Source organism: Nonomuraea coxensis DSM 45129 (assembly GCF_019397265.1).
Classification (GTDB): Bacteria; Actinomycetota; Actinomycetes; order Streptosporangiales; family Streptosporangiaceae; genus Nonomuraea; species Nonomuraea coxensis.
The window spans coordinates 6,091,154-6,111,477 of the sequence record NZ_CP068985.1; the positions used below are offsets into that span (position 1 = coordinate 6,091,154).

18 protein-coding genes and 1 tRNA gene are annotated in these 20,324 nt (G+C 72.5%); 10 read left to right on the plus strand and 9 right to left on the minus strand.

The features are described 5' to 3' along the window. Window positions 1–4: 4 nt before the first annotated feature. Both Nocox_RS28580 and Nocox_RS28585 read right to left on the minus strand, forming a co-directional pair. Window positions 5–949, minus strand: coding sequence for an ornithine cyclodeaminase family protein (locus Nocox_RS28580; protein WP_020547333.1), 945 nt, complete (start codon window positions 947–949; stop codon window positions 5–7). Between the two features lie 23 nt (window positions 950–972). Further along, entirely contained in the window at window positions 973–1,455 is a 483-nt protein-coding gene (locus Nocox_RS28585) for a MarR family winged helix-turn-helix transcriptional regulator (RefSeq protein ID WP_020547334.1), read from the minus strand. Between the two features lie 171 nt (window positions 1,456–1,626). Between Nocox_RS28585 and Nocox_RS28590 the strand changes: the two genes are divergently transcribed. After that, entirely contained in the window at window positions 1,627–3,102 is a 1,476-nt protein-coding gene (locus Nocox_RS28590; protein ID WP_020547335.1) for an FAD-dependent oxidoreductase, read from the plus strand. Between the two features lies 1 nt (window position 3,103). On the opposite strand, the gene Nocox_RS28595 is transcribed toward Nocox_RS28590, so the two are convergent. From Nocox_RS28595 to Nocox_RS28615, 5 genes are all read right to left on the minus strand, one after another. Continuing rightward, a complete protein-coding gene (locus tag Nocox_RS28595; RefSeq protein ID WP_026215194.1) occupies window positions 3,104–4,300 on the minus strand; it encodes a cytochrome P450 in 1,197 nt (398 codons plus the stop codon). Window positions 4,301–4,398: 98 nt separating this feature from the next. Continuing rightward, window positions 4,399–5,601 (minus strand): cytochrome P450, encoded by a 1,203-nt coding sequence (locus Nocox_RS28600; protein WP_020547337.1) that lies wholly within the window; start codon window positions 5,599–5,601, stop codon window positions 4,399–4,401. Continuing rightward, window positions 5,598–6,281 carry a TetR/AcrR family transcriptional regulator gene (locus tag Nocox_RS28605; protein WP_020547338.1) on the minus strand — a complete coding sequence of 228 codons (684 nt, stop codon included), beginning with the start codon at window positions 6,279–6,281 and terminating at the stop codon, window positions 5,598–5,600. Before Nocox_RS28605 ends, Nocox_RS28600 begins: the two co-directional genes overlap by 4 nt. A gap of 95 nt (window positions 6,282–6,376) precedes the next feature. After that, the gene (locus Nocox_RS28610; protein ID WP_033411254.1) at window positions 6,377–7,882 is read right to left on the minus strand and encodes an FAD-dependent oxidoreductase; all 1,506 of its coding nucleotides are present in this window, start codon (window positions 7,880–7,882) and stop codon (window positions 6,377–6,379) included. 2 nt (window positions 7,883–7,884) lie between these two features. Then, window positions 7,885–8,295, minus strand: coding sequence for a hypothetical protein (locus Nocox_RS28615; protein WP_020547340.1), 411 nt, complete (start codon window positions 8,293–8,295; stop codon window positions 7,885–7,887). Between the two features lie 110 nt (window positions 8,296–8,405). On the opposite strand from Nocox_RS28615, the gene Nocox_RS28620 reads away from it, so the two are divergent. The 9 genes from Nocox_RS28620 (at window position 8,406) to Nocox_RS44240 (ending at window position 18,719) form a co-directional block, all read left to right on the plus strand. Beyond that, a complete protein-coding gene (locus Nocox_RS28620) occupies window positions 8,406–8,906 on the plus strand; it encodes a GNAT family N-acetyltransferase (protein WP_033411257.1) in 501 nt (166 codons plus the stop codon). Window positions 8,907–9,049: 143 nt separating this feature from the next. Continuing rightward, the gene (locus tag Nocox_RS28625) at window positions 9,050–9,604 is read left to right on the plus strand and encodes a dihydrofolate reductase family protein (RefSeq protein WP_020547342.1); all 555 of its coding nucleotides are present in this window, start codon (window positions 9,050–9,052) and stop codon (window positions 9,602–9,604) included. 349 nt (window positions 9,605–9,953) lie between these two features. Further along, window positions 9,954–11,645, plus strand: a complete 1,692-nt coding sequence (locus Nocox_RS28630) for an ABC transporter substrate-binding protein (RefSeq protein WP_157383470.1) — start codon at window positions 9,954–9,956, stop codon at window positions 11,643–11,645. Then, a complete protein-coding gene (locus Nocox_RS28635; protein ID WP_033411260.1) occupies window positions 11,646–12,650 on the plus strand; it encodes an ABC transporter permease in 1,005 nt (334 codons plus the stop codon). After that, window positions 12,647–13,492: an ABC transporter permease gene (locus Nocox_RS28640; protein WP_020547346.1), complete on the plus strand. Its 846-nt coding sequence runs from the start codon at window positions 12,647–12,649 to the stop codon at window positions 13,490–13,492. The genes Nocox_RS28635 and Nocox_RS28640 overlap by 4 nt, the downstream gene beginning before the upstream one ends. After that, on the plus strand, window positions 13,489–14,460 hold the full coding sequence (locus tag Nocox_RS28645) for an ABC transporter ATP-binding protein (protein ID WP_020547347.1): 972 nt from the start codon (window positions 13,489–13,491) through the stop codon (window positions 14,458–14,460). Before Nocox_RS28640 ends, Nocox_RS28645 begins: the two co-directional genes overlap by 4 nt. Beyond that, window positions 14,453–15,439 (plus strand): ABC transporter ATP-binding protein, encoded by a 987-nt coding sequence (locus tag Nocox_RS28650; RefSeq protein ID WP_219495512.1) that lies wholly within the window; start codon window positions 14,453–14,455, stop codon window positions 15,437–15,439. The genes Nocox_RS28645 and Nocox_RS28650 overlap by 8 nt, the downstream gene beginning before the upstream one ends. Beyond that, entirely contained in the window at window positions 15,436–17,316 is a 1,881-nt protein-coding gene (locus tag Nocox_RS28655) for a hypothetical protein (protein WP_020547349.1), read from the plus strand. The genes Nocox_RS28650 and Nocox_RS28655 overlap by 4 nt, the downstream gene beginning before the upstream one ends. Next, window positions 17,313–18,719 (plus strand): family 20 glycosylhydrolase, encoded by a 1,407-nt coding sequence (locus Nocox_RS44240; protein ID WP_425517804.1) that lies wholly within the window; start codon window positions 17,313–17,315, stop codon window positions 18,717–18,719. The genes Nocox_RS28655 and Nocox_RS44240 overlap by 4 nt, the downstream gene beginning before the upstream one ends. On the opposite strand, the gene Nocox_RS28670 is transcribed toward Nocox_RS44240, so the two are convergent. Together Nocox_RS28670 and Nocox_RS28675 are read right to left on the minus strand one after the other, a co-directional pair. Continuing rightward, window positions 18,679–18,752 (minus strand) — tRNA-Leu (locus Nocox_RS28670). The genes Nocox_RS44240 and Nocox_RS28670 overlap by 41 nt on opposite strands. A 541-nt stretch (window positions 18,753–19,293) precedes the next feature. After that, the gene (locus Nocox_RS28675; RefSeq protein WP_020547351.1) at window positions 19,294–20,289 is read right to left on the minus strand and encodes a ribonucleotide-diphosphate reductase subunit beta; all 996 of its coding nucleotides are present in this window, start codon (window positions 20,287–20,289) and stop codon (window positions 19,294–19,296) included. Window positions 20,290–20,324: the final 35 nt, after the last annotated feature.

Sequence of the window (20,324 nt, forward strand, 5' to 3'; positions counted from 1 at the left end):
CGGTTCAGGCAAGGAGGTCGATCTCGGCGCCGACGCCCCGCCGCCCGGCTTCGCGCCAGGCGAGCAGGCTGAGGGCGAGGTCCTGCCACGGGAGGCCCACCGGCCCGTACACCGTGATCTGGTCAGGGCCGGTGCGGCCCGGGTGGTCGCCGCGCAGGAGCTCGCCGAGGGTGGCGTGGGCGGCGCCGGCCGGCAGGCCGGTCGCGGCGAGCACGCCCATGGCGGCGGCGAGCGGGCGGTCGTCGACCGCGAGCACGCCGGCGGCCCGTAGGAGAGCGGGCGAGAGCTCCTGCTTGCCGGGCTCGTCCACGCCCAGCGTGGTCAGGTGCGCGCCGGGGCGGACGTCGGGGAGGTCCAGGAGCGGGGCGCGGGACCAGGTGGCGAGGACGACGATCCCGGCGCGGGCGGCGACCTCGGCGGCCGAGCCCGCCACGCCGCCGCCGTGGCGGGCGGCGAAGGCGGCGGCCCGCTCCGGCGACAGGTCGTGGACGACCAGGTCGCGCAGCGGGCGCAGCCGGCGCAGGCCGGTCACCACCAGGTCGGCCTGGGCGCCCGCGCCGACGACGCCGACGACGTCGCTCCCGGGGGAGGCGAGGACGTGCGTGCCGAGGGCCGCGGCGAGCCCGGTGCGCCAGGCGGTGATCGTGGCGGAGTCGAGCAGCGCCAGGAGCTCGCCGTCCGCGCCGTCGTGCAGGCAGATGACGCCGCGCAGCGCCGGGGTCGCCGCGGGGAACTTGGCGTTGACCTTCACCGTGTACGCCTCGACGCCGGGCAGCAGGCCGGGGAGCAGCGCGGTGGCGGTGCCGGGGAACGGCAGGTCCGTACGGATCCGCTGCCCCTCGACCGCCGCCCCGCCGGCGTCCCGGGCGAAGCCGTCGCGCAGGGCGTCGAGGCAGGCGCTGGGGTCGAGCAGGGTGAGCAGGTCGCCGCGGGTGAGGATCCTGGTCATGTGATCACGATGTCACGCAAGGCTCAGGTGTCCTCCTTCGCCACCGCGTTCAGCGAGAGCAGGTCGTCGACGTAGCGGCGCATCAGGCGTTCGAGCTCCAGCAGGTCGCGGTCGCTCCAGTGCTCGAACACGGGCGTGGCGATCCGCAGCCGGGCGGCGTCGAGCGCGTCCGTGACCTGGCGGCCGGCGTCGGTGATCAGCGCTTCCTTGACCCGCCTGTCGGCCGCGCCCGGCCGCCGCTCGACGAGGCCGAGGTCGGCGAGCCTGGCCACCTGCCTGCTCACGGTGGTGTGGTCGCGGCCCGACCGCTCCGCGAGCTCGCCGACGCTGATCGGGCCGAACCGCTGGATGCCGACGAGCAGGAAGAACAGGGCCCGGTCGAGCTGGAGGCCGGCCTCGGCGATGAGCGCCTCGTCGCGCTGCGGCAGGCTCATGAGCGCGACGAGGTCGACCGTGGAGGCGTGCAGCCGCCTGAGCGCGGCCTGCCGGCGGTGCTTGGAGGTCATGCTCGTCGTGGGCGCCTTACGTGAACGGGCGGGCAGTGCCAACGCGAGGATAGCGCCATCGGAATTATCTTCATCACGCACTTATGGTGACGGCGTCTATCAGGTGATGGCTTGACCGAGCCTTCAAATTATGTGCAAAATACACACATATTCCAGAGGAGGCACAGACTCGTGACAGACCTCGACGTGATCATCTGTGGCGCCGGTCCCACCGGCCTGACCCTGGCCGTCGACCTCGCCCGCAGGAACGTCGGCTTCCGCCTGATCGACCAGGCGGCACGCCCGTTCCCCGGCTCGCGCGGCAAGGGCGTCCAGCCCCGCACCCAGGAGGTGTTCGAGGACCTCGGCGTGCTGGACCGGATCGTCGCCTCCGGCGGCGAGTACCCGCTCCAGCGCCTCCACCCCGGCGACGGGCCCGTCGACCGGCCAGCCGGGCTGCTGCCCGGCCCGACGCCGGCCGAGCCGTACCACCTGGCGCTGCTCGTCCCCCAGTTCCGCACCGAGCTCAGGCTGCGCGAGCGGCTGGCCGAGCTCGGCCACGCCCCCGAGTACGGCCACCGCCTCACCGCCTTCGAGCAGGACGCCGACGGCGTGACCGCCACGGTCGAGACGCCCGGCGGCCCCGAGACCGTACGGGCGCGCTACCTGGTCGGCGCGGACGGCGGCGCCGGCTCCGTCCGCGGGATCCTCGGCGTCGCCTTCCCGGGGAAGACGCTCGGCGTGCGGGCGCTCGTGGCCGACGTGCGGCTGGACGGGCTCTCGTCCGGCTTCTGGCACCGCTGGAACCAGGGGACGCCCGAGGACGTGTCACTGTGCCCCCTGTACGGCACCGACCTGTTCCAGCTCCAGGCGCCCGTCCCCTTCGACGCCGACGTCGACGTGTCGGCCGGCGGGCTCACCGCGCTCGTCCGCGCCCGCACCGGCCGCGACGACCTCACGATCCGCGACGCGCCGTGGGCGTCGGTCCACGAGATGAACGCCCGCCTGGCCGACGCCTACCGGCGCGGGCGCGTGCTGCTGGCCGGGGACGCGGCCCACTGCCATCCGCCCACCGGCGGGCAGGGGCTGAACACCAGTGTCCAGGACGCCTACAACCTCGGCTGGAAGCTGGCGGCCGTGCTCGGCGGCGCGCCGGAGTCGGTGCTGGCGACGTACGAGCTGGAGCGCCGGCCGATCGCCGAGGCGGTGCTGGGACTGTCGGAGCGGCTGCTGCGCGCGGCCATGAACCACGACACCCGGCGCGGCCGGGAGGTCACCCAGCTCGACCTCGGCTACCCGGACTCCCCGCTGACCGTCGCGGGCCCGCCCCGCGACAAGGGCGTCCAGCCGGGCGACCGCGCTCCCGACGCGCCCGTGACGGGCGCGGGCGGGGTCGCGACCCGGCTGTTCAGCCTGTTCCAGGGGCCGCACTGGACGCTGCTCGGCCACGGGCCCGACCCCGCCGCGTTCCCCGCGCCGCGCCGTGGCCTGCGGGTCCACGTCGTCGGCTGGGACGTCCTCGACACCGGCGGTCACGTGCACGACGCCTACGGCTTGTCGCGGGGCGAGTGGGCGCTCGTCCGCCCGGACGGATACGTCGCCGCCCTGGGCGGCCGGGACGAGCTCGGAGCCCTCCCGGCCTACCTCGACGGCGTCGGCGTCCGGTGACCTACCAGGCGACCTCGAAGGAGGACAGCCCGTAGACGACGTGGAAGGAGCGGAACCGCGGCGGGGCGCCGCTCTCGCACAGCCCGGGGAAGCGCTCGAACAGCGCGGGGAAGGCGATGCGCATCTCCATCCTGGCGAGCGGCGCGCCGAGGCAGTGGTGCACGCCGTGGCCGAAGGCGACGTGGCCGAGGTCGCCGCGGGAGATGTCGAAGCGGTCGGGGTCGGCGATGAACGCCGGGTCGCGGTTGGCCGCGGGCAGCGCGACCATCACCAGCGCCCCGGCCGGGATCCGGACGCCGGACAGCTCGGTCTCGGCCGTGGCGAGCTTGGCGGTGCCGGAGTGCACGACGCTGAGCCAGCGCAGCAGTTCCTCGACGGCGGCGCCGATCCGCTCGGGCTCCTTCCTGAGGAGGTCGAGCTGGTCGGGGTGGCGCAGCAGCGCCAGGGTGCCGAGGCCGAGCATGTTGGACGTCGTCTCGTGCCCGGCCAGCAGCAACAGCCCGGCGACGCCCACCAGCTCGTCGGTGGACAGGTCGTCGCCGTGCTCGCGTACGAGCATGCCGAGCATGTCCTCGCCCGGATCGGCCTGGGCGCGGGCGACGAGCCCCGCCATGTAGGCGCGTTGCTCCAGGCTCGCGGCCTGGCGTTCGGCCATCGGGAGCGAGATGTCGAGCAGCGCGCCCGTGCGCCGCTGGAAGTCGTCGCGGTCGTCGTACGGGACGCCCAGCAGCTCGCAGATGACGAGGGACGGGATCGGCAGGGCGAAGGCGCTGACCAGGTCGACCGGCGGCCCGGTGCGCTCCATCGCGTCGAGGTGCTGCCGGACGATCTCGTGGATGCGCGGCTCCAGGCGGCGCATCCGGCGCATGGTGAACTCCGGCGTCAGGATGCGGCGCAGCCGGGTGTGCTCGGGCGGGTCGAAGGCGAGCAGGTTGCCCGCCCGCGCCTGCCGCAGCTCCTCCTCGCTGAGCCGCGCGCGGCCGGTCGGCTGGAACACCGTGCCCAGGTCGTTGCTGAACCGCCCGGGGTCGCCGAGCACCTCGCGCACGTCGGCGTGGCGGCTCACCACCCACACGTCCGCGCCGAACGGCGTGGGCACCCTGCGGACGCCTTCGCCGTCGCGCAGCGCGGACAGCTCGGGGTCGGGGCCGAACCCGTCGCGCCGCATGTTGAGCGGCACCGCCGCAGGATCGCTCATGTCGTCTCCCTGAGGGTTCGGCCTCGGACGGAGAGGCTGACCGCATTGTCATCTCGACGGTAACGCCCGCGCCCGCGCGCCGCGCGGGAACCACGGCGTCACCAGGTGACGGGAAGCTCATAGACCCCGTACACCTGGCCGTCGTGCTTGAACGGGATCCGGTCCAGGTCGGTCGCCAGGGCGAGAGTGGGGATGCGCCGGTGGAGGGTGGCGTAGGTGACCTGCAGCTCCATGCGGGCCAGCGGCTGGCCGAGGCACTGGTGCACGCCGAAGCCGAAGGCCACGTGGCGGCGGGCGTCGCAGCGCAGGTCGAGCGTGTCGGGATCGGGGAACACCTCGGGGTCGCGGTTGCCGAGGTCGTTGGCCATGATGAGGCCGTCCCCCGCGCGGATGGTCCGGCCGGCGATCTCGATGTCGGCCAGCGCGACGCGGTGGCGTCCCCGGTGGGTGATGTTGAGGTAGCGCAGCAGCTCCTCCACCGCGCCCGCGACCAGCGCCGGGTCGTCGCCCGCGCGCAGCAGGGCGAGCTGGCCGGGGTGCTGGAGCAGGGCGAGGGTGCCGAGGGCGATCATGTTGGCGGTGGTCTCGTGCCCGGCGACGAGCAGCAGCACGCCCATCCTGGCGGCCTCCTGCCTGCTCAGCTCGCCCGCCGTGACCCGGGCCGCCACCTTGGACAGCAGGTCGTCGCGGGGACGCGCGAGCTTGTCGGCGACGAGCCCGTCCAGGTAGTCGGTGAGGCGGCCACCGGCGGCGGCCCGCTCCTCGGGCGTGACGTTCCGCTTGACGATGACCTGGCTGTTCTCCTGGAAGAAGGCGTGGTCGGCGTAGGGGACGCCGAGCAGCTCGCAGATCACCAGCGACGGCACCGGCAGCGCGAACGCCTCCACCAGGTCCACCGGCTTCGGCCCGGCCAGCAGGCCGTCGACGAGGTCGTCCACGATGCGCTGCACGGCGGGGCGCATGCCCTCCACCCGGCGGACGGTGAACGAGCCCTGCACCATGCGGCGCAGCCGGTGGTGCTCGGGGTCGTCCATGAGGATGAAGCTCACCGGGCTGTCCGGGCGCTTCGGCGTCTGCGCGGGCAGCGGGTAGCCGGGCCGGGTGATGTCCGAGCTGACCTGCGGGTGGCTGAGCAGCTCCTTCTGCTCGGCGTAGGCGGTGACCAGCCAGGCGGTGCCGCCGTCCCGCAGCCGCACCCGGCTGAGCGGCGCCCCCTTCTGCAGGGCGCGCAGCGCGGGCGGCGGGTCGAACGGGCACGAGGCCGCCCTGACGCCCGGGAACTCGGGAAGTGTCTCGGTCATGCGGTGTCCCTTCCTGCGGTGTTCCTTCCGGCGGTGTCCCTTCCGGCGGTGACCGGGGCCGTCCAGATCCCGACGACCGCGTCGATCAGCCCGGTCGCGGCGTCGTGCCAGCTCGGCCGGAGGGTGGGGCGGCCCTCGGCGAGCGCGCGCTCGCGTTCGGCGCACATGTGGGCGACGAGCTGGCCCGCCATCTCGGCGCGCTCGGCGTGCACCTCGGGAGGCAGCTCGGGCAGGCAGCGCCGCAGGCCGTCCACGACGCGGCGCAGGGTCGGCGAGGTCAGCGCCTCCTCGGCCATGATCTGGCGGAGCGCGGGGTCGGTCATGACCTGGGCGGCGAAGCGGGCGTACCACGTGGGCGTGCCGAGGCTGTCCAGGTGCCCGGTGAACGAGCGGACCAGGCAGCCCACCCAGCCGCGCACGTCGTCCGGGTCCTCGATCCCGGCCAGCAGGCGGCGGCGCAGCAGCTCGACGCGCTCGGTGTGGGCCCGCACGATCGCCCTGACGAGGTCGGCCTTGGTGCCGAAGTGGTAGCCGACGGCGGCGTTGTTGCCCTGGCCGGCCACCTGGCTGACCTGCCGGTTGGAGACGGCGTAGACGCCGCGCTCGGCGAACAGCCGCTCGGCGGCGGCGAGGATCTGCGCCCGGGTGGCGTTGACCTGTTCGGCGCGGACGGCGCTCACTGACAGCCGACTTGACGCATGGTGTCCTCCCCCTGTCGGCTTCACACAACCAAACAGGCCCACGCAAGTCAAGCAGCTGCTTTACGTTCCGCCGGTCACTCCTCCTTCAGCTCCACGGGCTCCAGCGGGCTGACGGCCGGGCCTTGCAGGACGCGCCCGTCCAGGCCGAAACGCGAGCCGTGACAGGGGCACTCCCAGGTCCGCTCGGCCTCGTTGAACCCGACCACGCACCCCAGGTGCGTGCAGATCGCCGAGACGGCGTGCACCCGGCCCTGCTCGTCGCGGTGCACCGCGCACCGGCGGCCGTTCACCTTGACCACCGTGCCCTGGCCGGGCCGCAGCTCGGCGAGGTCGCCGGCGTCGCCCGCCGCGAGCCGGTCGGCGACGAAATGGCGGGCCACCGTGGCCTGCGCCTTCGCCATCGGGACGGCCTCCCGTCCCGGGTGCAGCCGGCGCGGGTCGTACAGGCCGGCCCACGGCCGCTCCTCGCCGGTGACCAGGCCGGACAGCAGCAGCCCCGCCAGCACGCCGTTGCTCATCCCCCACCCGCCGAAGCCGGTCGCGACGTAGGCGTGCCCGGCGCCGGGATGCAGCGGGCCGACGAACGGCAGCCGGTCGGTGGTGTGGTTGTCCTGGGCCGCCCAGCGGTGCGTGATCCGCGCCCGGGGGAAGTGCTCGCCCGTCCAGGCGGCCAGCCGGTCGAAGCGGTCGCCGACCCGCCCGGCCCCCGGCTTGTACGACTCGCCGGTCACGACGAGCAGCCGCCGGCCGCCGGGCAGGGGCGCGGTCCTGACGGAGCGGGTGTTGTCCTCCGAGGTGATGTACATCCCCTCCGGATCGTCCTCCGGCGGCAGCGTGCCCGCGACGACCAGCTCCCGGGTCACCTCCATCCGGGCGAACAGCAGCGCGCGGTCGAAGATCGGGTAGTGGGTGGCCACCACGACGTCGGCGGCGGTCACCACGGCCCCGCCCTCGGTCGTCACGCGGCACGGCCTGCCCTCGCGCAGGCCGGTGACGCGGGTGCGCTCGAAGATCCGGCAGCCGCGCGCCGTCATGGCCTCGGCCAGCCCGAGGAGGTACTTGCGCGGATGGAACTGCGCCTGGTCCTCCACCTTGACGGCCCCGGCCACCGGGAACGGCAGCGCCGTGGCGGTGACGAAGGAGGCCGCGAGCCCCGCCTCGGCGGCCGCCCGCGCCTCGGCGCGCAGCCGCTCCACCTGGCCGGCCGAGCGGGCGTAGGTGTAGGCGGGGCGGCGTTCCAGCTCGCAGTCCACGCCGAGCTCGGCGGCCGTGCGCGCCACGTGCTCGACGGCCTCCTGCTGGGACCGGGCGTACCCGCGGGCCGTTCCCGGGTCACGGCCGGCCAGCTCGGCGTAGATCAGGGTGTGCTGCGCCGACAGCTTGGCCGAGGTGTTGCCGGTCACGCCCGCGGCCAGGCGGTCGGCCTCCAGCACGGCGACGGAGCGGCCGGCGCGGGTCAGCTCCCAGGCCGCCGACAGGCCCGCGATGCCGCCGCCGATCACGGCCACGTCCACGGTGAGGTCCTCGGTGAGCGGCGGGTGCCCGGGCGCGGGCGCGGAGTCCATCCAGTACGACACCATGGTCACGCCTCCCCCGCCGCCTGCGAGCGCTGCTTCAGCTCCGCCTCGTACACGTGCCGGCGGCCGGCCATGAGCCGGTCGCGCACCTCGCGTTCCAGCTCGCGGAAGGCCGCGTAGTAGTCGTCGTCGTACTCCTCGACGATCTGGAACGTCCACCGGCCGGGCAGGACGTCGCGGCCGAGCAGCTCGGCGGCCAGCCGCCTGGCCAGGTCGTCGTGGCCGGTCCCGTCCAGCAGGTCCACGACCTCGGCCACGGTCGCGTGGGCGGAGCCGGTGAGCTGGTGGAAGGAGTAGAGGTGGCCACGGGCGCGCTCGACCGTCTCCAGCGCCTCCGACAGCATGCCGGCGGCCTTCACCGCCTGGTCGTCGGCGCCGTCGGGGCGGCGATGGTCCTGATCGGGTGTGTATGCCATGGACCCCGCGTTACCCTCCGGAGCCCGAAGGATGCGCGCGGGTCAGCGTCCGGACTCTGCTAGTTTTTACCTTCCCGGCCGGATGTTGCTTCTGGCCGAAAATTGGTTGTATGACCATTTCTTCGATCCTTGTCCGGCCCGTGAGCGCCGACGACCACCCCACCGTCGAACGGCTCTGGCTGATGTTCCGCCACGACATGGCCGACTACCAGGGCGGCCTGCCCAGCCCCGACGGCACCTACCACGGCGACCGGCTGCGCCAGGCGTGCGAGGACGACGACTGGGCGGCCTACCTGTTCACCAGCGGCGACCGGCCCGTCGGCTTCTCGTTCGTGCGCGCCCTGTCCGGCCCGGCGCGCGTGCTCAACAGCTTCTTCGTGGTACGCGGCGCGCGCCGGTCCGGCGTCGGCTCGACGGTCGTCCGCGAGGTGATCTCCCGGCATCCCGGCCCGTGGCGGATCGCCTTCCAGGACGCGAACACGGCGGCCGGCGCGTTCTGGCGGCGCGTCGCCACCGGGCTCGCCGGCGAGGCGTGGACCGAGGAACGCCTCCCCGTCCCCGGCCGGCCCGATGTCCCCCCGGACGTGTGGATCTCCTTCACCACCGCCTGACGGCCCGCGTCGCCGCCGGATGCCGCCGCCGCGCAGGAAGACCTTAAGGAATGCGTAAGCGGGTTCCGCGAGGCTGTGACCAGACCACGACGGCGGGCCGGGACGCCCGGCCCCCTTTCACCTGAGATTCCCTGGAGGACCACATGAGGACCATCGCCGCCGGCTTGTTCATCTCCCTCGACGGTGTCGTGCAGGACCCGGCCGACTGGCACTTCCCCTACTTCGACGACGCGATGGGCGCCGCCGTGACGGCGCAGCTCGCCGACACCCTGCTCCTGGGGCGGGTGACGTACGACAGCTTCGCCGGCGCGTGGCCGGACCGGGAGGCGGAGGGCGGCGAGGACGCCGGCTTCGCCAAGGCGCTCGGGGACGCCCGCAAGATCGTCGTCTCGCGTCAGCCCCTGGAGTTCACCTGGCGCAACTCCGAGCTGCTCAAGGGCGACCTGGTCGAGGCCGTGACCGCCTTGAAGCAGGAGGAGGGCGGCCGCATCGCGATCAGCGGCTCGGTCTCGGTGGTGCGCCAGCTCCTGGAGGCGGGCCTGCTGGACGAGCTGCACCTCCTGGTGCACCCGATCGCGGTCCGCAAGGGCGAGCGGCTGTTCGACGACGGGGCCTCCATCCCGCTGGAGCTGGTCAGCTCGGAGACGTTCCCGACGGGCGTGCTGAACCTCGTCTACCGCCCGGCCGCGCGGCGGTAACCCCTGGTCACCCCGCCTCCCCCTGTCCCGGGTCCGACTCCGGGGCAGGGGGTTTCGGCGTGCCCCGGACCCGCCCTGCCGCCCGAATAACTTAACTTTCTTCCTTATTAGGGCACCCTCCGGCAGGCCCGTGCCGCCGAGGCCCCTCCCCCGCCCCACCAGGAGCGCGTCTTTTCGAAACTATCCTCCATATTCAAGTCACGGGATGCTCACAATCGCATCGCAGGGCCGCATCGTCTGCTGATACATGCTCAGTTAAGGCTACTTATTTGCATAAATCAGCGCTAGCCTCCTCACCACCTGCGACAGCACCCGGTCAGACCTACCCACCTGACGAAGGAGCACCCCCATGTCCACGCTCAGATCCTCCGCCGCCGCGGGGACACTCGCTCTCGCACTGCTGATGACGGCGTGCTCGCCCGGCACCGCGGGCGGGACCCAGGGGACCGGCACCGGCTCCACCGGCGGCGCGGCGGACTCGATCAGCCTGCGGGTCAACAACGCGACCACGTACTCGCGCAACTTCAACATCTACTCCCCCTCCACCGACATCGCGCCGCAGATCAGCCTCATCTACGAGCCGCTGGTGCGCCGCAACGTCTTCAAGGGCGGCGCGCTGGAGCCGTGGCTGGCCGAGTCGTGGGAGTGGAGCGACGGCGACAAGACCGTCACGCTGAAGCTCCGCACCGACGTGAAGTTCTCCGACGGCACCCCGATGACCAGCAAGGACGTCGCGTTCACGCTCAACATCCCGCTGAAGTACCCCGAGCTGAACACCGGCGGCCAGACCTACGTCTCGGCCGAGGCGACCGGCGACCACACCGTGGTCGTCAAGTGGAAGAAGCCCGCCCAGCTCGACTTCTACCGCTTCGCCCTCGGCGTCACCGGCTTCGCGCCCCGGATCGTGCCCGAGCACATCTGGAAGGACAAGGACCTCAAGACCTGGACGAACCCCGACCCGATCGGCACGGGCGTGGGCAGGCTCACCGCGTTCACCCCGCAGCAGTTCACCCTGGAGACGCGCGCGGACTACTGGGGCGGCCCGTTCCCGATGAAGACGATCAAGATCGTCGCCACCGGCTCCGACGACCAGACCAAGGCCCGCCTGCTCAAGGGCGACATCGACTTCGCCACCATCTCCTGGCCGAACGCCGAGCAGGAGTACATGGCCCGCAACCCGAAGACCAACGTCTACAAGACGTTCCACACGGGCGGCGAGGAGTCGCTGCTGTTCAACATGGACAAGGCGCCCTTCGACGACGTCAACGTGCGCCGGGCGCTGGCGATGAGCCTGGATCGTTCCAGCCTGCTCAAGCTCGCCCCCACCGGCCAGGAGCCCGCCAACGCGTGCGGCCTGGAGCCGGCCGTGTACGCCGACTTCATGGCCCCCGGATGTGAGCCGCAGGCCCTCGACGCCGAGGGAGCCAAGAAGGCGCTGGCCGACGGCGGCTGGACCGTCCAGGACGGGCAGCTCGCCAAGGCCGGCAGGACCTACCCGCTGGGCGTCAAGGTCGTGCAGGAGTACGCCAACTGGATGGCGTACGGCAAGGGCATGCAGGACCAGTGGAAGACCAACCTGGGCTTGGACGTGAAGGTCACGGCCGTGCCCGAGGAGAACTACGACCCGCAGCTCAACGACGGCGACTTCGACATGGCCCTCTACTGGACCGGCGGCTCCAACGGCCTGTACTCCGTCTTCACCGACCAGCTCGACCCCGAGACGTACGTGCCGAGCGGCAAGGACGCCCAGTACCAGAACCAGGGCCGCTGGAAGGACGAGTCCACGGCGCCGCTCCTCGACAAGCTGCGCACCAGCGTCGGCGACCCGGAGGCGCAGAAGGAGACCGGCCACCAGCTCCAGAAGATCGTGCTGGACCAGGTGCCGTACTCCCCGATGTTCACCGCCGACTGGTTCGTCGAGATGAACCAGACCCGCTGGGTGGGCTGGCCCGAGGCGGGCAGCACCCAGCACGTCCCGCACAGCGGGATCGGCCCGGACATCGTGCTGACCCTCAAGGGCCTCAAGCCCGCGGGCGCGTAGATGAGGCAGGGCAGGTGGCGTTTCCTGACCAGGCGGGTGGGCTTCTACCTGGCCACCGCCTGGTCGGCGATCACGCTGAACTTCCTCATCCCCCGGCTCATGCCGGGGGACCCCGCGTCCGTGATCGTCAGGCAGTTGCAGCGGCAGTCGGGCGAGTCCGTCTCGCCCGAGACCGTGGCCGCGATCCAGAAGCTGTTCGGCGACCCCCGCGCCGGCCTGCTCCAGCAGTACGGGGACTACCTCGTCAGCATCGCGCGGCTCGACTTCGGCCTGTCCGTCAGCCGCTTCCCGACCCCGGTGGGCGAGCTGCTCGGCGCCGGCCTGCCGTGGACGCTGCTGCTGGTCGGCACCACCACGGTGATCGCCTTCCTGCTCGGGACCGGCCTCGGGATCGCCGCCGGCTGGAAGCCGGGCGGGCGGCTCGACGGCTTCCTGTCGCCGATGTCGACGTTCCTGAGCGCGCTCCCGTACTTCTGGGTGGCGCTCATCGCCCTGTACGTGTTCGGCCTGGTGCTCGGCTGGTTCCCGCTGGGCGGCGGCTTCGACCCCGACCTGTACGGCGGGCCGGGCTTCCTCGGCAGCGTCCTGGAGTACCTGGTGATGCCCGCCGCGACGATCGTCTTCTCCGCCTTCGGCGGGTGGCTGCTCGGCATGCGCAACATGATGGTCACGGCCGTCAGCGAGGACTACGTCCTGCTCGGCCGGGCCAAGGGGCTGTCGAGCGGCCGGGTGATGTTCCGGTACGCCGCCCGCAACGCCCTGCTGCCCAGCGTCACCGGCTTCGCCATGGCGATCGGCGGCGTGCTCGGCGGCGCGCTGCTGACCGAGATCGTCTTCTCCTATCCCGGCATCGGCTACCTGCTCTACGACGCGGTGAGCAAGCGGGACTACCCGCTCATGCAGGGCGTCTTCCTGCTGACGACGCTCACCGTGCTGCTGGCCAACTTCGTGGCCGACTCCGTCTACGTGATGATCGACCCGCGCACGAGGGAGGCAGGCCGATGAAGGTCCGCGTCGGCATCGGCATCATCGCCTTCTTCGCCGTGGTCGCGGTCATCGGTCCGTGGCTCAACGACCTGATGGGCATCGGGCCCTGGAAGATCGACTACGACGCGATCAGCCGGCCGCCCGGCGGCGGCCACCTGCTCGGCACCACCAGCCAGGGCACCGACGTGCTCGCCCAGGTGATCGCCGGGACGCGCAACTCGATGGTGGTCGGCGCGGTGGCCGGCGTCATCGGCATCGTCCTCGCGGTCGTGGTCGGCGTCACCGCCGGCTTCTTCGGCGGCAGGATCGACGCGCTGCTGTCCTTCCTGACCAACATGTTCCTGGTCCTGCCCGTGCTCCCGCTCACCCTCATCGTGGCGGGCTACGTGCAGGACACGGGCCCGATCACGATCGCGCTGATCATCGGGCTGTTCGGGTGGGCGCCGGGCGCCCGCACCCTGCGGGCGCAGACGCTCTCCCTGCGGGGACGGGACTTCGTCATGGCCATGCGCATGCTCGGCGAGACGAAGACCCGCCTGATCTTCGTCGAGGTGCTGCCGCACCTGGCCGGCTGGATCTCCGCGATGTTCCTCCACCTGGTGCTGGGCGCGGTCCTCGCCGAGGCCGGGCTGGCCTTCCTCGGCATCTCCTCGGCCGACACCGTGAGCTGGGGCACCATCATCGACCAGGCCAGGCAGGTGGCCCTGCTCAACGGCATGTGGTGGTGGTTCGTCCCGCCCGGCCTGTGCATCGCGCTGCTCGGCACCGCGACCGGGCTGGTGAACTTCGGCATCGACGAGGTCATGAACCCGCGCCTGCGCACGGCCGACATCAAGGCGATGAGAAAGGCGCTCGCATGATCCTGGACGTCAAAGGGCTGAACGTCGACTACATCTCGGCCAAGGGGACCGTACGGGCCGTCAACGACGTGAGCTTCCAGCTCCGGCGCGGCGAGATCCTCGGCGTGGCGGGCGAGTCGGGCTGCGGCAAGTCCACCCTCATCATGGCGATCACGCGGCTGCTGCGCCCGCCGGCGGCGCTGACCGGCGGCCAGGTGTGGCTGCACCCCCGCGACGGCGAGCCCGTCGACATCGCCGCCAGGACGGACCGGGAGCTCCGGAGGATCCGCTGGAACAAGATCGCCGTGGTGCTGCAGAGCGCCATGGACGCGCTCAACCCGGTCGCCCGGCTGAGCGCCCAGTTCGCCGACGTGCTGAAGGCGCACGGCTACCGCGACGTCGAAAGGCGCACCGCCGAGCTGCTGGAGATGGTGGGCATCTCGCCCGACCGGGCCCGGTCCTACCCGCACGAGATGTCCGGCGGCATGCGCCAGCGCGCGATGATCGCGCTGGCGCTGGCCTGCGACCCCGAGCTGGTCGTCATGGACGAGCCCACCACCGCCGTGGACGTCGTCATGCAGCGCCAGATCCTCTCCCAGATCCTCCAGCTCCGCGACCGGCTCGGCTTCTCGGTCGTGTTCGTCACGCACGACCTGTCGCTGCTGGTCGAGCTGGCCGAGCGGATCGCCGTCATGTACGCCGGCCGCATCGTGGAGATCGGCGAGGCGGCCGCCATCTACGCCGATCCGAAGCACCCGTACACCAAGGGCCTGCGCGACTCGTTCCCGCCGCTGCGCGCGCCGGTCACCAAGCTGAGCGGCATCCCCGGCAGCCCGCCCGCGCTGCGCGACCTGCCGCCCGGGTGCGCGTTCGAGCCGCGCTGCGCGCGGCGCTTCGACGCCTGCGCGCAGCGGCGGCCGGAGCTGCTGCCGGTGGGGGGCGGCCTGGCGGCCTGTCACCTGCACGACCGAGAGAGGACGCATGTCTGAGACCCCGATCCTCGCCGCCGAGGACGTGACCAAGCACTTCCACGCGCGCGACGGCGTCGGCAGGCACGTGACGGTCCGCGCCGTGGAGAACATCACGCTGCGCCTCCACCGGGGACGGATCGCCGCGCTGGTCGGCGAGAGCGGCAGCGGCAAGACCACGCTGGCCCGGCTGCTGGCCCAGTTCTACCCGGTGACCTCCGGGGAGATCCGGCTGCGCGGCGAGCCGGTGACGGGGCCGGACAAGCGCTTCGCCGGCGAGGTGCAGCTCGTCTTCCAGGACCCGTTCGCCTCGCTCAACTCGCTGCGCCGGGTGGAGCACAACCTGCGCAGGGCGCTGAGGCTGCACGCGCACCCGGCCGCCGACGAGGACGTGCGCGAGCTGCTCGGCAAGGTCAACCTGACCCCGGAGGCGGAGTTCGCCCGCAAGCTGCCGCACGAGCTGTCGGGCGGCCAGCGGCAGCGGGTGGCCATCGCGCGGGCGCTCGCCGTGCGGCCGTCGGTGCTGCTCGGCGACGAGCCGATCTCGATGCTGGACGTGTCGATCCGGCTCGACGTGCTCAACCTGCTGGCCCGGCTCCGCGACGAGGAGGGGCTGGCGCTGCTCTACATCACGCACGACATCGCCAGCGCCCGCTACCTGTCGGACGACATCTTCGTCATGTACGCCGGCCAGATGATCGAGGGCGGCCCCGCGGAGTCGGTCATCCAGCGGCCGAAGCACCCGTACACGCGCCTGCTCATCGACTCCTCGCCCGACCCGGAGCGCGCCGCGGGCAGCTCGGCGTTCACCGTGGGCGAGAAACTCGGCGAGCCGCCCAGCCTGGTGGACCCGCCGCCCGGCTGCCGCTTCCATCCACGCTGCCCGTTCGCCAAGGACGAGTGCCGGACGGAGGTCCCGCCGCGCGTCGAGTTCCCCGACGGCGGATGGACCACCTGCTGGCTGCACGCCACCCGACCGGAGGACACCCCGACCCCATGACGTACCACCTTCGCTACCAGGTCCTGCCCGGACGGGACGCCACCGGCCTGGCCCGCTACTGCGTCGACCACGCCATCCCCGAGGTGGTGCTGTTCTACGGCGCGGAGGAGCTGCACTCCGGCCATCCTGCGGGCGTCGGCGAGGACCTGTGGTTCGAGCACATCGCCCAGGCCAAGGAGGTGCTGGACCGGCACGGCATCGTCAGCAGCCTCAACCCGTGGATCACGGCCGGGCACACCGACCGGGGCCGCGTCCAGGACCTCGGCTTCGCGCCCATGGTCTCGCCGCTCGGCGAGGTCGCCACCACCTGCGCGTCCTTCGCCTGCCCCGTCTGGCGCGAGTGGGTGACCGGCCACTACGGGCGCTTCGCCGCGCTGGGCTTCCGCGTCCTGTGGGTGGAGGACGACTTCCGCTACCACAACCACGAGCCGCTGACCTGGGGCGGCGGGTTCGAGCCCGAGATGCTGACGCGGTTCGCGGCGCTCGCCGGCGCGGAGCCCACCCGGGAGGAGCTGGTCGCCGCGATCACCGCGGGCGGGCCGCCGCACCCGTGGCGGGCGCTGCTCCAGCGGACCTGGCGGGAGGCCCAGCTGGAGGTCCTCGACGCGATCAAGGACGCGGTCGCCGGGCGCGCCGTGCTCGGGCTGATGAGCTCCCGGCTGGACATCGCCTCGATCGAGGGACGCGACTGGGCGTCGGTCTTCGAGCGGGCCGAGGTGCACCGGCCGCACTTCGCGCCGTACGGCGACGTCCCGGGCGCGCGGCTGTCGTACACCCTCGGGATGCTCGAACTCCAGCGCGCGATCCGCCCGGCCGGCGCCGAGGTGGCCCCGGAGATCGAGAACTCGCCCCACACCGAGTGGACCAAGTCCGACACCCAGACGTGGTCGGAGATGGTCGCGGCGCGGCTGTCCGGCGCGGACGCCATGCTGCTCGACCTGCACCCCTTCGTGACGGGCGAGCCCCAGCGCTATCCCCGGATCGGCGAGCTGCTGGACCGCTCGCGTCCCGCCCTCGACCGCACCGCGGGCCGCGACCTGGAGACGCACGGCGTGGGCGTCCCCTGGTGGCCGGACACGGCGGCCCGGGTGCAGGGCGACGGCACCGTCGAGGGGCTGATCGCCGACCCGCTGCGGCCGGCCGACTACCTGCTGCCGTACGGCGTCCCGATCCGGGCGGGGATCGCGCCGGTCACCGCCCTGTTCGGCAAGGTCGCCTGGGGGCTGCCCGACGAGCGGGTGGAGGAGCTGTTCTCCGGCGGGGTGCTGCTCGACGGGCACGCGGCGCTGATCCTCACCGAGCGCGGGTACGGCTCGCTGCTCGGTGTCCGGGTCGAGGAGGTGGCCGACCGGTGGACGCCGTCGCGGCGGCCGTACAGCATGGAGCGGATCGTGGACGGCGGCGGCCTGCTGAGCGTCAACCTGCAGCCCGCCCTGGCGAGGCTGGCCGCCGGCCCCGCCGCCGAAGTGTGGACCCAGGTGCTCACGCCGCGCGACGAGCTGTGGGGCGACGGGCGGGTCGCCTACGTCAACGCGCTCGGCGGCCGGGTGCTCACCCTCGCCGCCTGCGCCCCCGAACGGCTCGCGCGCTGCGACGACGGGCAGGCGCTCGCGCAGCGGGCGGTCCGGTGGCTGGGCGGGGACTTCCCCATGGTCACCGGCGGGCCGCACCTCATGCCGCAGCTCGCCAGGGTCGGCGGCCGGTGGCGGCTGGCGGTCGTCAACGGCTCGGCGGACCCGGCCAGGCCGGTGCTGTCCGGCGTGCCGGAGGACGCGGTGACGACCCTGCTCGCGCCGCTGGCCGAGCCCCGTCCGGCCGACCTCAAGGACGTGGAGCTGCCGCACCGCGGCTACCTGATGGCGGAGTGGCCGGCATGAACGAGCGTCCCGTGGTGATCCCCGCCCTGCAGCAGTGGACGGGCGGGACCGGCGAGTTCCGGCTCGGCGGCGGCTCGCGGGTGGTCTCGGGGACCGCCCCGGAGCAGGCCCGGCGGTTCGCCGCCGAGCTGGGCGTCCCCTACGGGCCCGGGGGCGGGGACATCGTGCTCGCCCTCACGGGGACCGGGCGCGGCCCCGAGAGCTACCGGCTGGAGATCACGCCCGAGCGGGTCCTCATCGAGGCGCCGGGCCCGGCCGGGCTCTTCTACGGCACCCGCAGCCTGCTGCAGATCCTCGGCGAGGACGGCCGCGCCCCCGCCGGCGTCGCCGAGGACTGGCCGAACTACCCGGTCCGCGGCTACATGCTGGACGTCGGCCGCCGCTTCGTCACGCCGCCCATGATCCACCGGCTCATCGGGCTGATGGGCACGTTCAAGCTCAACGAGCTCCAGTTGCACCTCAACGACAACGAGATCGAGCCGCCGGACGGCGACTGGAGCCGGGCGGTGTCCGCCTTCCGGCTGCGCTCGGACGCCTTTCCGGGGCTGGCCGCCGCCGAGTCGTACACGCGGGCCGACTGGGACGGGTTCGAGGACGCCGCGGCGGCGCACGCCGTCACGATCGTGCCGGAGATCGACGCGCCCGCCCACGCGCGGGCGTTCATCGCCTGCGAACCCTCCGTCGGGCACGACGGCGGCAACTCCGACCACCTCGACCTGGCCAACCCGGCGGCGACGAAGCTGGTCAAGGAGGTGTTCGAGGAGTTCGTGCCGTGGTTCCGCGGGCCCGCCGCGCACTTCGGCGCCGACGAGTACTACCAGAGCAAGGAGCTGTGGAAGCGGTTCTTCAACGACATGGCCGCGCACCTGCGGTCGCTGGGCAAGCAGCCCCGCGCCTGGGGCGGCTTCACCCGCCTGTCCCCCACGGGCGACACCACCGGGTTCGACCCCGACGTCGTGATCAACAGCTGGAACAACGGCTTCTACGGGCCGGAAGGGGCCGAGGGCGACACCTACCCGCTGATCAACAGCAACGACGACCTGCTCTACATCGTCCCGGAGGCGGACTACTACCGGGGCCAGGGCCTCGACGGCGCCTGGCTGCACGAGCACTGGGAGCCGCACGTGTTCGCCGGCGGGCAGCGCCTCGCCCCGGACGACCCCCGCCTGCTCGGCGCCATGCCGGCCCTGTGGAACGACCTGGTGCACGCCACGTACGGCGAGGAGCGGATGTACGAGCTGATCGAGGACACCGTGGGGGTGCTCGCCCAGAAGATGTGGAGCGCGAGCACGTCCGGCCTGCCGTACCCGGAGTTCCGGGCGCACGCCGTCCGGGCCCTCCGGGTCACGACGGCCCGGCACGTGCCGCTCCAGGGATTCGAACCCCGAACCTCCGCCTCCTGAGGGCGGCGCCTCTGCCAGTTGGGCCAGAGCGGCGTGGACCCCGGGCTCGGCCGGCGTGAGCCGGCCCGGGGTGTGGGCGGGGTCCGGCCGGGGGGCGCCAATCCCGTCGGCCAGGCCGTGGCCCGCGGCCCTCTTCTTTCAGGGCCGCCGCGAAGGAAGATGAAGAAGCCGCCTCGGTCAGGGGATCGAGGCGGCTTTCCGGTGGTCGGTGACCGTGGTCACCCGGAAAGCCGTCGCCGTCCGGCGAGCAGGCTCGCGGAGCACAGGGCGGTTTCGTGGGTCATGAGCCGCATTCCGCCGCCTTTCTGCTGTGGTCTCCTCGGTGCCGGACATGTACCACGGTACGAGGATGATCGGCGGCGGGCCACCCATTTATCCGGCGCTCGCCGCGATCTCCAGCCCGTTGGGCAGCACGTCGGTGACCTGCAGCGTCCAGTCCACCCGCAGATGGACCACGGCCGGCACGCGGCTGCACCCGGCGGACCACTTCGACCAGGAGGATGGATCCGATCACCGAGAACACGAGAATCGGTTAGTCCGCCGGAGACTGCACGCCCTTGCCTCCCCGGAAATCCTAGAACGTCTCGTCGAAGCTCACCTTGCCCTCAACCGCCACCTGGTAAGCGGACACGCGCCTTTCGAAGAAGTTCGCCAGCTCCTGCACGTCCTGGAGCTCCATGAACGCGAAGGGGTTGGCCGAGCCGTACCGGCGGGGCAGGCCGAGCCGGGTCAGCCGCTGGTCGGCGACGTACTCCAGGTACTGGCGCATCTGGTCCACGCCCATGCCCGGCATGCCCTCGCCGCACAGGTCCTCGGCGAAGGCCAGCTCGGCGGCGACCGCCTCCTCCAGCATGGCGGTCACCTGCTCGCCCAGCTCGTCGTCGAAGAGCGACGGCTCCTCGGCGCGTACGGTGTCCACCACGCCGAAGGCGAACTCCATGTGCAGGGACTCATCGCGGAACACCCAGTTCGTCCCGGTGGCCAGGCCGCCGAGCAGGCCGCGGGAGCGGAACCAGTAGACGTAGGCGAACGCGCCGTAGAAGAACAGGCCCTCGATGCAGGCGGCGAAGCAGATGAGGTTGAGCAGGAACCGCCGGCGCTGGCCGGCGTCCTCCAGCCGGTCGAGCCCGCCGATCGAGTCGATCCACCTGAAGCAGAACGCGGCCTTGTCCCTGATGGACGGGATGTGCTCGACCGCGGCGAACGCCTTGGCCCGCTCGTCAGGATCCGGCAGGTACGTGTCCAGCAGCGTCAGGTAGAACTGCACGTGCACCGCCTCCTCGAAGAGCTGCCGGCTCAGGTAGAGCCGCGCCTCCGGGGCGTTGACGTGCTGGTAGAGGTTGAGCACGAGGTTGTTGGCCACGATCGAGTCGCCGGTGGCGAAGAAGGCGACCAGCCGGTTGATCAGGTGCCGCTCCTGCGGCGTCATCCGCGCCAGGTCGGCGAGGTCGCCGTGCAGGTCCACCTCCTCGACGGTCCAGGTGTTGCGGATGGCGGCGCGGAAGCGCTCGTAGAAGTCCGGATAGCGCATGGGGCGCAGGGTGAGGTCCATTCCGGGGTCGAGCAGCATGACGTCGGGCTCCTTGCGTCGTTCGGGGAGGGCTT

Excerpts from the sequence above, each read along its gene's own strand:
- Nocox_RS28640 (WP_020547346.1), top strand. The coding sequence starts at position 12,647 with ATGAAGGTCCGCGTCGGCATCGGCATCATCGCCTTCTTCGCCGTGGTC.
- Nocox_RS28585 (WP_020547334.1), bottom strand. The coding sequence starts at position 1,455 with ATGACCTCCAAGCACCGCCGGCAGGCCGCGCTCAGGCGGCTGCACGCC.
- Nocox_RS28635 (WP_033411260.1), top strand. The coding sequence starts at position 11,646 with ATGAGGCAGGGCAGGTGGCGTTTCCTGACCAGGCGGGTGGGCTTCTAC.
- Nocox_RS28645 (WP_020547347.1), top strand. The coding sequence starts at position 13,489 with ATGATCCTGGACGTCAAAGGGCTGAACGTCGACTACATCTCGGCCAAG.
- Nocox_RS28615 (WP_020547340.1), bottom strand. The coding sequence starts at position 8,295 with ATGGCATACACACCCGATCAGGACCATCGCCGCCCCGACGGCGCCGAC.
- Nocox_RS28625 (WP_020547342.1), top strand. The coding sequence starts at position 9,050 with ATGAGGACCATCGCCGCCGGCTTGTTCATCTCCCTCGACGGTGTCGTG.
- Nocox_RS28675 (WP_020547351.1), bottom strand. The coding sequence starts at position 20,289 with ATGCTGCTCGACCCCGGAATGGACCTCACCCTGCGCCCCATGCGCTAT.
- Nocox_RS28580 (WP_020547333.1), bottom strand. The coding sequence starts at position 949 with ATGACCAGGATCCTCACCCGCGGCGACCTGCTCACCCTGCTCGACCCC.
- Nocox_RS28655 (WP_020547349.1), top strand. The coding sequence starts at position 15,436 with ATGACGTACCACCTTCGCTACCAGGTCCTGCCCGGACGGGACGCCACC.
- Nocox_RS44240 (WP_425517804.1), top strand. The coding sequence starts at position 17,313 with ATGAACGAGCGTCCCGTGGTGATCCCCGCCCTGCAGCAGTGGACGGGC.
- Nocox_RS28595 (WP_026215194.1), bottom strand. The coding sequence starts at position 4,300 with ATGAGCGATCCTGCGGCGGTGCCGCTCAACATGCGGCGCGACGGGTTC.
- Nocox_RS28620 (WP_033411257.1), top strand. The coding sequence starts at position 8,406 with ATGACCATTTCTTCGATCCTTGTCCGGCCCGTGAGCGCCGACGACCAC.
- Nocox_RS28600 (WP_020547337.1), bottom strand. The coding sequence starts at position 5,601 with ATGACCGAGACACTTCCCGAGTTCCCGGGCGTCAGGGCGGCCTCGTGC.
- Nocox_RS28630 (WP_157383470.1), top strand. The coding sequence starts at position 9,954 with ATGTCCACGCTCAGATCCTCCGCCGCCGCGGGGACACTCGCTCTCGCA.
- Nocox_RS28610 (WP_033411254.1), bottom strand. The coding sequence starts at position 7,882 with ATGGTGTCGTACTGGATGGACTCCGCGCCCGCGCCCGGGCACCCGCCG.
- Nocox_RS28650 (WP_219495512.1), top strand. The coding sequence starts at position 14,453 with ATGTCTGAGACCCCGATCCTCGCCGCCGAGGACGTGACCAAGCACTTC.